Annotated in this window: 13 protein-coding genes and 1 tRNA gene; 9 read left to right on the forward strand and 5 right to left on the reverse strand. The window is 33.9% G+C overall.

The features are described 5' to 3' along the window. The first annotated feature begins 152 nt into the window (after positions 1 to 152). Complete coding sequence (gene bshB1, locus EAG08_RS13625) at positions 153 to 872, forward strand: bacillithiol biosynthesis deacetylase BshB1 (RefSeq protein ID WP_129535917.1); 720 nt, start codon at positions 153 to 155, stop codon at positions 870 to 872. Between the two features lie 37 nt (positions 873 to 909). Then, positions 910 to 986, forward strand: a tRNA-His gene (locus EAG08_RS13630). Between the two features lie 98 nt (positions 987 to 1,084). Here the strand turns inward: EAG08_RS13630 and EAG08_RS13635 are convergent. Together EAG08_RS13635 and EAG08_RS13640 are read right to left on the reverse strand one after the other, a co-directional pair. Next, positions 1,085 to 1,420: a DUF3276 family protein gene (locus EAG08_RS13635; protein WP_029295477.1), complete on the reverse strand. Its 336-nt coding sequence runs from the start codon at positions 1,418 to 1,420 to the stop codon at positions 1,085 to 1,087. Between the two features lie 99 nt (positions 1,421 to 1,519). Beyond that, positions 1,520 to 3,181 (reverse strand): ABC transporter ATP-binding protein, encoded by a 1,662-nt coding sequence (locus EAG08_RS13640; protein WP_129535918.1) that lies wholly within the window; start codon positions 3,179 to 3,181, stop codon positions 1,520 to 1,522. Positions 3,182 to 3,271: 90 nt separating this feature from the next. Here EAG08_RS13640 and nusB point away from each other — a divergent pair, with 90 nt between their 5' ends. The 7 genes from nusB to EAG08_RS13675 all read left to right on the forward strand — a co-directional run bounded on the left by nusB (position 3,272) and on the right by EAG08_RS13675 (position 9,109). Next, entirely contained in the window at positions 3,272 to 4,177 is a 906-nt protein-coding gene (gene nusB, locus EAG08_RS13645; RefSeq protein ID WP_129535919.1) for a transcription antitermination factor NusB, read from the forward strand. 10 nt (positions 4,178 to 4,187) lie between these two features. Next, positions 4,188 to 4,706: a DUF1573 domain-containing protein gene (locus EAG08_RS13650; RefSeq protein WP_129535920.1), complete on the forward strand. Its 519-nt coding sequence runs from the start codon at positions 4,188 to 4,190 to the stop codon at positions 4,704 to 4,706. Positions 4,707 to 4,716: 10 nt separating this feature from the next. Continuing rightward, the gene (gene yajC / locus EAG08_RS13655) at positions 4,717 to 5,076 is read left to right on the forward strand and encodes a preprotein translocase subunit YajC (RefSeq protein ID WP_129535921.1); all 360 of its coding nucleotides are present in this window, start codon (positions 4,717 to 4,719) and stop codon (positions 5,074 to 5,076) included. A gap of 178 nt (positions 5,077 to 5,254) precedes the next feature. Then, complete coding sequence (locus EAG08_RS13660) at positions 5,255 to 5,986, forward strand: SDR family NAD(P)-dependent oxidoreductase (RefSeq protein ID WP_129535922.1); 732 nt, start codon at positions 5,255 to 5,257, stop codon at positions 5,984 to 5,986. 500 nt (positions 5,987 to 6,486) lie between these two features. Further along, positions 6,487 to 7,365, forward strand: coding sequence for a hypothetical protein (locus EAG08_RS13665; RefSeq protein WP_129535923.1), 879 nt, complete (start codon positions 6,487 to 6,489; stop codon positions 7,363 to 7,365). Between the two features lie 9 nt (positions 7,366 to 7,374). Then, positions 7,375 to 8,193, forward strand: a complete 819-nt coding sequence (locus tag EAG08_RS13670) for a hypothetical protein (RefSeq protein ID WP_129535924.1) — start codon at positions 7,375 to 7,377, stop codon at positions 8,191 to 8,193. A 115-nt stretch (positions 8,194 to 8,308) separates the two neighbouring features. Further along, positions 8,309 to 9,109, forward strand: a complete 801-nt coding sequence (locus tag EAG08_RS13675; protein ID WP_129535925.1) for a hypothetical protein — start codon at positions 8,309 to 8,311, stop codon at positions 9,107 to 9,109. A gap of 48 nt (positions 9,110 to 9,157) precedes the next feature. On the opposite strand, the gene EAG08_RS13680 is transcribed toward EAG08_RS13675, so the two are convergent. The 3 genes from EAG08_RS13680 to aspS form a co-directional block, all read right to left on the reverse strand. Beyond that, a complete protein-coding gene (locus EAG08_RS13680) occupies positions 9,158 to 9,661 on the reverse strand; it encodes a helix-turn-helix domain-containing protein (RefSeq protein ID WP_129535926.1) in 504 nt (167 codons plus the stop codon). A gap of 47 nt (positions 9,662 to 9,708) precedes the next feature. Continuing rightward, a complete protein-coding gene (locus EAG08_RS13685; protein ID WP_129535927.1) occupies positions 9,709 to 10,602 on the reverse strand; it encodes a tetratricopeptide repeat protein in 894 nt (297 codons plus the stop codon). A 324-nt stretch (positions 10,603 to 10,926) separates the two neighbouring features. Beyond that, complete coding sequence (aspS, locus tag EAG08_RS13690; RefSeq protein WP_129535928.1) at positions 10,927 to 12,681, reverse strand: aspartate--tRNA ligase; 1,755 nt, start codon at positions 12,679 to 12,681, stop codon at positions 10,927 to 10,929. Positions 12,682 to 12,688: the final 7 nt, after the last annotated feature.

Consider the following 12,688-nt stretch of genomic DNA (forward strand, 5'->3'; position numbering starts at 1 on the left):
ATTATACATATTAAAACTTCCCATTCCTCAAGTTTGGGAAGTTTTTATTTTAAATCTTATATTTGAAAGTATGAAACGTTCAGGATTAAAATTATAAAATATGAGGAAATTTATAGGACGTTCCATCTGACAAATTAAAATAAAAAGAATAGATGAAAACAGATATACTTGCATTTGGCGCACACCCGGATGATGTTGAGTTAGGTTGTGGCGGAACTGTCGCTAAATTAATTTCTGATGGAAAAACATGCGTCATTGTTGACCTTACGAGAGGTGAATTGGGAACTCGCGGAACTGATGAGATAAGACATGAAGAAGCAACTGAATCTGCAAAGATTCTAGGAGTTTCTGCCAGAGAGAATTTAGGAATGAAAGATGGCTTTTTGGTCAACTCAGAAGAATACCAATTAAGCATCGTGAAAATGATCCGTAAATACCGCCCGGAAATCGTTTTAGCTAATGCGATTGATGATAGGCATCCGGATCATGCAAAAGCAGCGAAATTAGTGTCGGATGCGTGCTTTTTATCTGGTTTAAGAAAGATTGAGACAAATATTGATGGGGAAAACCAAGACGTATGGCGACCAAAACAGATTTTCCATTATATTCAATGGAAAGATATCAAACCGGAATTTGTCATTGATATATCAGAGTATTTAGATAAGAAATTGGAAGCGTGTATGGCATTCAAAACACAGTTTTACGATCCCAAATCTACAGAGCCGGAAACACCTATTACTTCAAAAGATTTTTATGAGAGTCTTACCTACAGAGCTCAGGATTTAGGAAGGCTTTCCGGAGTGACTTATGCTGAGGGATTTACGTCTGAGAAGTTAATGGCGTTGAAAAATTTTGATGGAATTGTTTGGTAATTAAAAAATCTTTCCTATATTTGCACCACCAAAAACGGTGATTGTAGCTCAGTTGGTTAGAGCGCCGGATTGTGGTTCCGGAGGTCGGGGGTTCGAGACCCCTCATTCACCCCACATAAACACATTTTCTTTTGAAAATGTGTTTTTTTATGCCAAAAAAAGCATCTGAAAAGATGCTTGTGTTTTTATATACTTGGTTTGGGTTGCTTGTTTTAAACTTCGTCGTCAGAATCTATAGTGTAAGTTCTGCTTTTGAAATCTTTATCATGTTTTTCAGAGATTACATCTTCTCCTTTTTCATTAATGATAAAATCTGTAGATTCATTAAACATCTCCTGAAAACTCTTAAAATCTTCCTTGTAAAGGTAAATTTTATGCTTCTCGAATGTAGCCTCTCCATTCTCCCCGAAATTCTTTTTGCTTTCGGTAATTGTAAGATAATAATCTCCTGCTTTCGTCTCGCGCACATCAAAGAAATACGTTCTTCTTCCTGCTTTTAACACCTTCGTGAAAATTTCATTCTCATGGCGTTCCTTGTATTCACTCATTATTAGATATTTTTTAATCTTGTTAAGAACAAATATAAAATATTTCTTTTAATCACAAAATTTTTTTTATGATTTATTTAACATTTGTGAATAAATAGGCTAAGCGGTTACAGAATTGGTAATTTCGGTAAGATTAATGATTTTATCTGCACGTTGAGCGCTAGACTCTCTGTGTGTGATGATTATAGAAGTTGCGTTGTGAATTTTAGTATCGATGTTTTCTAAGATATTCTGTTCAGTTTCTGTATCTAAAGCAGACAGTGAATCGTCAAAAATAATAATGTTTGGGTCTTTTATGAGAGCTCTGGCAATACAAATTCTCTGCTTTTGACCTCCTGAAAGCATCACTCCGCGTTCTCCAACCATCGTTTTGTAGCCTTCCTTGAATTCTACAATGTTTTTGTGAACGTCAGCAATTTTAGAATATTCAACCACTCTTTCATGAGAAGGATTGTCGATTGAGAAACCGATGTTATGTTCAATAGAATCTGAAAATAAATAACTTTCCTGCGGAATGTAACCAATGAAATCTCTATAGTTATCGAGATTATGGTCTTTAAGATTTTTCCCGTCAATCAGAATTTCTCCTTCTGTCGGATCTATTAATCTGCAGAGAAGAAGAGCAATGGTAGATTTTCCGCTTCCGGTTTTACCCATAATCGCTAAAGATTGTCCTGCATCAATTTTAAAACTTAAATTATCTAAAGCTTTAATACCGGTATTTGGATAAACATAAGACACATTTCTAAATTCTATATTTCCTTTAATTGGCTGCTTTTCAAAATTCTTATTAATGACATCAGATTTTTTATCTAAAAATTCATTAATTCTCTGCATGGAAGCTTCGGCTCTCTGATTAACAGAAGTTACCCAGCCAACCATAGAAAATGGCCAGATTAAGATGTTGATGTACATGAAGAAATCTGCAATCTTACCAACGCTCAGTTCGCCTGCAATATATTTTTGTCCGCCAATCAGTATAATCGCAACATTTAATAATCCGATGACAAATAAAATAATGGTAAAGAAATACGCTTCTGTTTTTGCTAAGTCTAAAGCTTTATCCTGATAATCGGTAACCTTGGCTCCGTAGTTTTTTTTAATGTAATTTTCTTTAGCGAAAAATTTAACCACACGGATTCCTGAAAAACTATCCTGTACAAAAGTTGATATCGCAGATTGGCTTTTCTGCATGATTTTCGATTTTTTATTAATAATCGAACTTACTTTAAAAATGATGTAAGAAAGAATAGGAAGTGGAAATAAAGTCCAGACCGTCATTGAAACATCAGTCTTTAACATGTAAATGCAGGTGATTGTCAACAAAATTAATAAGTTCACAACATACATCACGCCTGGCCCGAGGTACATTCTTACCGCCACAACATCTTCACTCAGACGATTCATTAAATCTCCTGTTGTCGTGGTTTTATAATCTGTTAAGGATAATTCCTGATAATGTCTGTAGATTTTATTTTTAAGCTCATATTCAATTCTTCTTGATGCAACAATAATGGTCTGTCTCATCATAAAAGTGAAAAATCCGGTCAAAAGTGAACATCCGACAATGATGGCAACGTAAATGAGAACCTGCTTGTTAAAGCCTAAATTCCCTTGTTTGGTCAGCTCATCAACAGATTTTCCTACAAACTGTACTTTATAAATATTAAAAAAGTTGCTGGCGATGATAAAGAGTAACCCCCAAAACAATAATATTTTGTGCTTCCAAAAATAAGGGTTCAGAGTTTTCAGTGCTTTCATAAACTTTCGCAAAATTACGAAAATTGATAGAGACTAAGAATTTCATAAACTTTAAATTTCATATCTTTGCACCCATAAAAAGCTCTTTGAATGTTAGGAAGAAGACAAATCCGTGAGAAAGTAGTAGAAAACGTGTATTCATACTACCAAAATCCAATTAAATTTGATGTTTTAGAAAAAAACATGTTCTCGAGTATAGAGAAAATCTATAATCTTTATGTGTTGGAACTCAATTTTTTGGTAGCCCTTAAAGGTCTCGCAGAAAATCAAATGGAAATCGGTAAGAATAAGTACATTAAAACCGATTCTGATATCAACCCAAATCAAAAATTCATCAATAATCAAGTATTGATTAAGTTGGAAGAAAACCCTGAAAGACTTTTCTTTTCTGGTCAGCACCAAGATTTGAAATGGGATTTGCATGATGATTTTTTGGTAAGAACTTTCCAGAGAATGACCTCAGGAAAGCGTTACCAGGATTTCATGAAGGTTGATGAATATTCTTTCGAAGAAGATCAAAAGTTTATCGGTAAGCTATTTTTAAGATATATTGCTGAAAACGAAGATTTTCATGATTATGTAGGGGACAGAGAACTTTCGTGGTCGGATGATATTCATATTGCGAACTCAATGGTTCAAAAGACGATTGGTTTTATCAAAGAAAATGAAGATAGCCGTACGTTAATCAAAATGATTAAAGATGAAGAAGATAAAAACTTCGCTGGAAAATTATTAAGAGATACACTAAACAATTGGGAAGGCAACGAGAAGAAGCTTTCTGAGAGATTAGAAAACTGGGATTTGGATAGAGTTGGGTTGATGGATAAAGTGATTCTTACTATTGCTATCTCTGAGCTTGATCATTTTCCTCTTACTCCTTCAAGAGTAATCATTAATGAATACATCGAGATTGCTAAAGTATTTGCAACAGACCGTTCAAATATATTTATTAATGGAATTTTAGATAAATATTGTAAAGACTTAAATAGAATTTAAAAAAATAAAAATGAAAAAGACGTTATCAATTATCGCTTTATCAGTAATAGGCTTCGGTTTGGTTTCTTGTAAAAAAGAAGGAAATAAAGAAGTTCAAAATTCAGAAACTGCAACATCAGATTCTTTAAAAACTTTGCCAGGCGATTCATTGTCAGCAACGGCACCTACAAAAGCTGTGACTGGTGCACCGGTTGCTGCTCCGGTATCAAACCAACCTTTAACGACAATCGCTTTATCTCAAAGCAATTATGATTTTGGAAAAATTAAAAAAGGAGATAAAGTAAACCACGTATATGAAATTACCAATACAGGAAAAAATCCTTTGGTTATTTCTGAAGTTAAGCCTGGATGTGGATGTACTGCTCCTGAGTTTACGAAAGAACCAATTTTACCTGGTCAAAAAGGAAAAATAACTCTAAGCTTTGATTCGACAAGTTTTGACGGTGCGGTTCAAAAGTATGCAGACGTTTTTGCTAACGTAGAAAAATCGCCTATCAAACTAACGTTCAATGCGAACATTCAACCTTAATTAAACTACTATGTTGACAATATTTTTACAGGCAGCACCTGCAGGAGGATCTTCTCCAATGATGCTAATCATGATGGGGGTAATGTTTGTTGGGTTTTATTTCCTGATGATCAGACCTCAGATGAAAAAACAGAAGCAAGAGAAAAAATTTCAAGAAGAGCTTAAAGTAGGAAGCAGAGTGGTGCTTACTTCTGGTCTTCACGGAAGAATTGCTCAGATTCACGATGACGGAGTTGTTATTGAAACACTTTCCGGAAAATTAAAATTTGAGAAAGCTGCCATTTCAAGAGAATTTACTGCTAACAGATTTGGGGATAAAGCTACAACAACAGCTGACAAAAAAGAAATTATAGAAACTGAAAAGAAATAATCTTTCAGTTTTAAATAATATTGCGAATCGGCGCGGTGACCAAAGGTCACCGCGCCGATTCTTTTTCAACCATTTTATCATTCTAAAAGATTTTAAGATTGCTATTCATCGTAATTAAATTTATACTCATTCGTATAAAAAATTCGCAAAATTCGTGTTTAAAAAATATCTTTGCCGTATGAATCATAACAACGCCAAAACCGTTCTCATTCTCGGTGCCAATTCCGATGTCGCCAAACAATGCATTTTGCATTATGCTGATAAAGGTTTTGCAATTATCGCTGCTTCACGAAATACCGATGCCCTGAACGATTTTGTCGCTAAAAATAATTTGTCTGAAAAGGTTGAAGTTTTACATTTCGATGCAGCAGATTTTGATTCTCACCAAATATTTTATAATGAACTTCCGACAAAACCTCATATTGTTGTTTATTCTGCAGGATTTTTAGTGGAAAATGAAAAGGCTTTAAAAGATTTCAAAGGAACCCAACAAATGATGCAGGTCAATTATATGGGTGGAGTTTCTATTCTCAATATTGTTGCGATGGATCAATCTAACAGAAATTTAGAAAGAATCATCGGTTTATCTTCGCTTTCCGGAGTCAGAGGCAGGAAAAGTAATTTCATTTACGGAAGTACAAAGGCCGCTTTTACGACGTATTTAGCTGGTTTAAGACAAGAATTAGCTGATAGAAATATAAAAGTGAACGTTTTGGTCAGTGGATATATCAATACAAAGATCAACGCAGGTTTAAAACTTAATAAAAGTCTTTTGATGGAACCAGATTATGTGGCAAAACATATCGTGAATGCCGGAAATTCTTTTACCATTGTTCCGAATTTTAAATGGAAACTCATTTATTTTATTTTGAAAATTTTGCCGGAGGGTTTGGTGGCGAAATTGCCCTAAAAAAGTGCTAAAAAATTTCCGTGCTTTCCAAATCAAAAGAAAAGGGTTTGAATTATTGGTAGCTAAATTCAAACTGTCACAATATTTTTAGGATGTTTTTCAAAATAATAATAGACGGAAAAGATTCTTCAATAGTTTTTTTGGTTTATAACGTGTTAAAGTATTCCCTTCAGTATTGTTAGAATTATAAGCCCATTCTAATGACGTACTTTCTTTCATGCTCTTCAGTATATAGTTGGGAATAGGCCGTAATTTATCTAATTTTTCTTCTTTCTACTAAAGAACTCTTTCCAATTGTTTTTCTTAACAATAATAGTGATGTTAAAATTCTTGCCGCTACATTCTGAAAATTTAAATTTTATTTGAATTTAAAGTAATGTCACTTGTTCTTTAATATTATTTTTCTGATGTCATAATTCCGAATATTGATACATTATTCTTTTTTTTGAGTATAATAAAGATGTTATTTTGTCGCCTATTTTAGAAAACAAAAAACAATTATGATGAATTTTACTACAAATCTCAAAGCTAAGAAGTTTCGAAAATTTTACATTATAGGGCTTCTTTTTATTTCATTTACACTTTTAAAATCTCAAGTAGGGATTAATACTATTTTCCCTACACATTCTCTTCAGGTTGATGGGCAAAAAGATAATACTTCCGTATCTCCTACCAATAATGAATTTGCCAATGATGTAGTTTTCACAACAACAGGAAAAATAGGGGTTGGTGTACTGAGTCCTGTTACACGTTTGGACACAAGATCTACAGTAAATACAGATAATTCTATAGGAATAGGGCAAACTACACAAACGGCTGCAGAAGCAGAAGCAGGAGCGATGAGGTATAACTCTACAAATGGTGGTAAAATGCAATTTTCTGATGGAATTGTTTGGAATGATTTTATATCAAATCCCAATAAAGCAACAGTGGTTGCAAGAATTCAGGCTCCCAATTTTACATATAAGTTTCCTTATCAAGTTGCCAAAACTGTCACCAATTGGGATGTAACTGCTGACTTAACTTTAAATTTTGATGGTACAACTGGTGTTTTTACTGCGCCCAGAACAGGTATCTATTTAGTTTCTTTTACATATAATTTGGTTTCTATACCCATTGTTTCTCCTTATTTGGTAGAATCGCAATTTGTAGTAAACGGAAGCACTATTGCCAAAAAATGTTTGAGAGCGTATGGAGAAACTTCAACTGCTTCCCAAAATGGAGGTAATTGTATTTCAGCAATAAAACTTACTAAAGGTGATACTTTGGAAGCAAAGATTAATCAAAAAGTGTATAATGGTGACTTGAGTATGAGAAGCGGACCAACTAATATAGACAACGATTTTGGTTTTAATAACATTACAATAGTAGAACAATAAAAAACACAAATGAAAAAAATAATTTATTCTTTACCAGTTCTGTTTTCAGCATTTTTTTATAGCCAAAATGTAGGAATCGGGATAAAATCTCCGGAAACAATTTTCCACATTGATGCAAAAAAGAATACAACTTCTACCAATGCAACAAGCTACTATGATGATGCCGGAATTACTGCTTCAGGAAAAATGGGAGTAGGAAATATATCTCCCGCAACAAGAGTAGATCTTAGGTCTGCGGAAAATAAAAATGCCATAGGAATTGGAGGTACCACACAAACGGCAATTGTAGCAAAAGCAGGAGCATTAAGATACAATGCCTCAACAAAAGATATGAGTTATTCGGATGGAACCAATTGGATTCAACTGCCATACAAAGCACCGAGCGATTTTGTACAGGCAGAAAATTCTTCAGGTCAAAGTTTTGCCAACAATACGACCAATGTTGTAACAGGTTGGACAGAAAATGAAGATGTAAACTCCAGATTCGATCCAGCAACAGGAATTTTTACCGCATCTAAAAACGGAATTTATGTAGTCTCTTTCAACTTTACTTTTGCTTCAGGAACTATTGCAGATGATACTAAAATTGAAGCCATTGTGCAAACGAGCAATACTTCTACTACAACCAATCCTATTTTTAAGTGTGTGAATTCATACCCTGGAAATACAGCGGGAACAGCCACAAATTTGGTTTCAGGAAGTTGTTCCGGGATTTTCAATCTGGTAACGGGAGACACTATAAGACCCAGTGTTTTTCAAAATTTAGGAACTTCAAAATCTTTAAGTACAGATAAGACACTTACTTCGTTCAGTGTTTTTGGGCTTTAAATAAAAATACAACAATGAAAAAATAGTTTATATACCCTTTTTATCACTTACCGTTTCATTTATTTCAGGACAAACTTCCGGAGTTGGGATTAATACCACAAATCCACAAGGAATTTTGCATATTGATGGTACAAAAGACAATCCTTCTACAGGAACCACTTTTTCTTCTACACAACAAGCAAACGACATAATTGTAGATTTTAACGGAAATATAGGAGCCGGGAAAATTGTCCCAACAACAAAACTCGATGTAAGAGGTACAGGAAATACAGATAACGCCATAGGTTTTGGAAATACAACATTATCTGCGAGTTCAGCCGGAGAAGGTGCCGTAAGATACAACAATGGTATAGAATATTCCAACGGAACAAGCTGGATTCCTTTTACAACAAGTGCAACACCAAAACTGGTTATTATTGCAGCGAAAACAACAAGTAATGTGAAAAAAACACTTCCAACAAATATTAATACTTCAGGATTACAAAATTCTGGGAAAAATTATTTGGTTGATTGGACAGAAAAATTTGACAACAGCAATGCTTTTGACCCTGCAACCGGAATTTTTACTGCTCCTAAAACTGGAGTTTATGTTGCGAGTTATACTTTTGCTTTGGTTTCAGGTCCTATTAATCAAAGTGGAGCAACCAACCAAAAACAAATAGAAGCAATTTGGGAAATGTATGACAACACAGGATTATTATCACCTTTAAATATCATCAATCAGGTAAAATGTTCAAACCCTTTTCCGGCAATGGGAACAAATGTTGATGCAGGAAGTAACTGCACCGCATCATTTTATATGACTGCAGGACAAAGATTAATGCCTTATGTTTGGTTTAATTTATTTACTGGAGTAGGGACAAGAAATCTCAATGTTTCAGGAGGATATAACAATCTTACAATTGCAGAGCAATAGCTAATTTGTTTTGGGTTTTTAATGAAGGCGTTCCTTTCTGAGCGCCTTTTATTTTTGCCTGTTCAGTTCGTTGATGAATACAGACGGGGATACACCCACAATTTGTTGAAATACTGCCGAAAATGCGCTATGAGAAGAGTAACCGGTAATTTCCGCAAGGTAACTTATTTTATATTTTGAAAACTCGGGGTCTGTTCTTAATTTTTCAATTAAATAATTGATTCTTAAATGATTAATATAACCGTTGAAATTCATGTTTTTATGCTTTTTTATGACAACTGACAAATATTTATTATTCACATTCATCTGGTCCGAAAGATGAGAAAGAGACATTGTTTTACTATTGAATTTTCCTTCATTTTCGAAGATTATCAACTCCTGTAAAATTTTTTCTTCTACTTCAGCAGAAATAGTAAAGGGTTCCGATTTTGCATGCAAATCCTTCTCAGTATCTTCTTTAAGAGAAATATTGGTATCTGTAAGTCCTTCTTTTTTTATTTTAGCAACGATTTCTGCATATTTTTTTTGTTGGGTTTTATATTTACGCCACAAAAAATAAAATAATGGCAACAGTAAAAGAATAAAGATAATACCTATTTTCAGGAAATTATTTTTAGTATGTAAAAGTGATTTTGTCTCTTTTTTTCAAACTTCACTACATTATTGATGGCGGTTTTATTATTATTTTGAAGGCTGTCTTCAAATTTTAACTTAGTTAATTCATATTTTTCTGCATTTATCGTATCTTTTTTTTCCTGATAAGAAGTGGCTAAATTTTTTAAAATTTCTTTCTTTTTTTCAGAAAAACCATATTTTTCAACCAACTGAAGCGATTTTTGATAATAAAAAATAGCACTGTCATGTTTTTTTTGCTGGGCAAAAGAAAACCCAATATCGTGAAAAACGGCAGATTTCAGATAATTTTGAGTAGGAGAAAGCACAGACAGAGATTTATTAAAATACAAACCCGCCGAATCAAATTTCTTTTCTGAAACATAATTGTAACCCAAATTGGTATAAGCAGAGCTTAAAAGCTCATTTTTTCTTTTAGAATTGGTTATTTTTAAAAACTCTTTTATTGCTTTTTTAGAAAAGTATAATTTTTTCTGAATATCATTTTCATTGAATAAAATCAAAAAAGAATTATAAATCAACCCCCGAATTTCGTTAGATTCTTCGGTTTCCGAAGTGTTGATTATTTTCAGAGCTTGATTGAGGTTTTCTTGGGCATTTTCTAATAAGCCTAATTTAGCATTTTGAGCTCCAAGTATTCTTAATGCCAAAGCTTCACCATCAGGATAATTATATTTTTGTGCATTTTTTTGTGCTTTTTGTGCGTAATCTATACATTTTTGGGCATCTGATTTTAGATAATAATTGTAAGATTTTAGATAATCACATTTTATTTCAATTTTCTCATTCTTTTCTTCAATCGCATTTTTCTGAATAAAATTAAGCAAGACCAAAGAACTATCTGGATCTTTGGAAGCCATTTCTCTCGCTTTTTCATATTCTTTTTCTAAATTTTTCGGGCTTTGACAAATTGAATTTTGCGAAAAAAAGAAAAAAAAGAGACCTAAAATTTTCAAGAAAAAGACCTTATTTTCATATTGTTGTGTATGATATAAATTTAGCGATAAACTATAATATAATTTAGAAATTCTGCGTATTTGTTATTGTAGAAGATGTTGGAAATCAGATTTTTAATAAAATAAAGAAAAACAGAATGTCATAATTCCGAATTTTGATATTCTTATTAGAGCTTTAAAACTTGTTAGATTCAAAATAAAAGCGGAGAAAAAATCTCCGCTCCTAATTTATGCTTTTAAATTTAATTTCAGTTCCAGTTCATCGAGCTGCTCGTTTGCAATTGCGGCCGGAGCATCAATCATCACATCTCGTCCTGAATTGTTTTTAGGGAATGCGATGTAATCTCTGATCACTTCATTTCCGTCAAGGATTGCTACCAAACGATCAAACCCGAAAGCCAGACCACCGTGAGGCGGAGCACCATATTTGAAGGCGTTCATTAAAAACCCGAACTGAGCTTCTGCTTCTTCTTTTGTAAATCCTAAAAGATCAAACATTCTTGATTGAAGATCTCTGTCGAAAATTCTGATAGAACCTCCACCGATTTCATTTCCGTTCAAAACCATGTCGTAAGCGTTAGCTCTTGCTTTTCCTGGATCAGTTTCCAATAAATGGATGTCCTCGGTTTTTGGAGAGGTGAAAGGGTGGTGCATTGCGTGGTAACGTCCGCTTTCTTCGTCAAATTCCAATAATGGGAAGTCAACAACCCAAAGTGGTGCGAATACGTCTCCTTTTCTTAATCCCAAACGGTTTCCAAGCTCCATTCTCAAGGCAGAAAGCTGAGTTCTTACTTTGTGTTCGTTTCCTGAAAGAATTAACATTAAATCGCCTTCTTTCGCTCCGAATTTTTCGATAATTTTCGATAAATCTTCTTCGTTGTAGAATTTATTTACAGAAGAAGTTTTCACACCGTCATTCTGGAATTTAGCCCAAACCATTCCTGAAGCCCCGATCTGTGGTCTTTTCACCCAATCAACCAATTCGTCGATTTGTTTTCTTGTGTAATCTGAACAGCCTTCAACATTAATTCCGACAACCAATTCTGCGTCGTCAAATATTTTGAAATCTTTTCCTTTTACTAATTCATTCAGCTCAACGAATTCCATTCCGAAACGGATATCCGGTTTGTCGTTTCCGTATTTCTGCATCGCATCAGCAAATGTCATTCTTGGGAAAGTTCCGAATTCCTGACCTGTAATATCTTTGATCAATGTTTTTGTCATTCCTTCAAACACGTTCATCACGTCTTCCTGCTCTACAAAAGCCATTTCACAATCGATTTGTGTAAATTCAGGCTGTCTGTCAGCTCTCAAATCCTCATCACGGAAACATTTCACTATCTGGAAATATTTATCCATTCCGCCAACCATCAACAATTGTTTGAAAGTCTGTGGAGATTGTGGTAATGCGTAAAATTGTCCCGGATTCATTCTGCTTGGTACAACGAAATCTCTCGCTCCTTCCGGAGTAGATTTGATTAAAACCGGAGTTTCAACCTCGATAAATCCTTCGTCTGAAAGATAATTTCTCACTTTCTGCGCCATTTTGTGACGGAAAATCAATTTATCTCTTACCGGAGCTCTTCTGATATCCAGATAACGGTATTTCATTCTTAATTCTTCACCACCGTCTGTTTCATCTTCAATGGTGAAAGGCGGAAGCTGAGATTCATTAAGAACTTCTAATTTTTCAACTAAAATTTCAATTTCTCCAGTTGGAATATTGGGGTTTTTGCTTACTCTTTCGATTACTTTTCCTGTAACCTGAATTACAAATTCACGTCCCAGTTTTTTTGCATTTTCCATCAATTCTACTGAAGAACGGTCTTGGTCGAAAACCAACTGAGTAATTCCGTAACGATCTCGAAGATCTATCCAAATCATAAATCCTTTATCACGAATGGTTTGTACCCATCCTGAAAGTGTAACTTCTTCATTAAGATTTTTGAGAGATAATTCTCCGTTTGTGTGCGATCGAAACATACTAATT

The organism is Chryseobacterium sp. 3008163 (genome assembly GCF_003669035.1).
Lineage (GTDB): Bacteria > Bacteroidota > Bacteroidia > Flavobacteriales > Weeksellaceae > Chryseobacterium.

What these genes read in the sequence shown, in the direction of transcription:
- nusB (WP_129535919.1), top strand. Translation starts at nt 3,272, where the DNA reads ATGTTAGGAAGAAGACAAATCCGTGAGAAAGTAGTAGAAAACGTGTAT.
- yajC (WP_129535921.1), top strand. Translation starts at nt 4,717, where the DNA reads ATGTTGACAATATTTTTACAGGCAGCACCTGCAGGAGGATCTTCTCCA.
- EAG08_RS13650 (WP_129535920.1), top strand. Translation starts at nt 4,188, where the DNA reads ATGAAAAAGACGTTATCAATTATCGCTTTATCAGTAATAGGCTTCGGT.
- aspS (WP_129535928.1), bottom strand. Translation starts at nt 12,681, where the DNA reads ATGTTTCGATCGCACACAAACGGAGAATTATCTCTCAAAAATCTTAAT.
- EAG08_RS13665 (WP_129535923.1), top strand. Translation starts at nt 6,487, where the DNA reads ATGATGAATTTTACTACAAATCTCAAAGCTAAGAAGTTTCGAAAATTT.
- EAG08_RS13660 (WP_129535922.1), top strand. Translation starts at nt 5,255, where the DNA reads ATGAATCATAACAACGCCAAAACCGTTCTCATTCTCGGTGCCAATTCC.
- EAG08_RS13685 (WP_129535927.1), bottom strand. Translation starts at nt 10,602, where the DNA reads ATGGCTTCCAAAGATCCAGATAGTTCTTTGGTCTTGCTTAATTTTATT.
- EAG08_RS13635 (WP_029295477.1), bottom strand. Translation starts at nt 1,420, where the DNA reads ATGAGTGAATACAAGGAACGCCATGAGAATGAAATTTTCACGAAGGTG.
- EAG08_RS13670 (WP_129535924.1), top strand. Translation starts at nt 7,375, where the DNA reads ATGAAAAAAATAATTTATTCTTTACCAGTTCTGTTTTCAGCATTTTTT.
- bshB1 (WP_129535917.1), top strand. Translation starts at nt 153, where the DNA reads ATGAAAACAGATATACTTGCATTTGGCGCACACCCGGATGATGTTGAG.
- EAG08_RS13640 (WP_129535918.1), bottom strand. Translation starts at nt 3,181, where the DNA reads ATGAAAGCACTGAAAACTCTGAACCCTTATTTTTGGAAGCACAAAATA.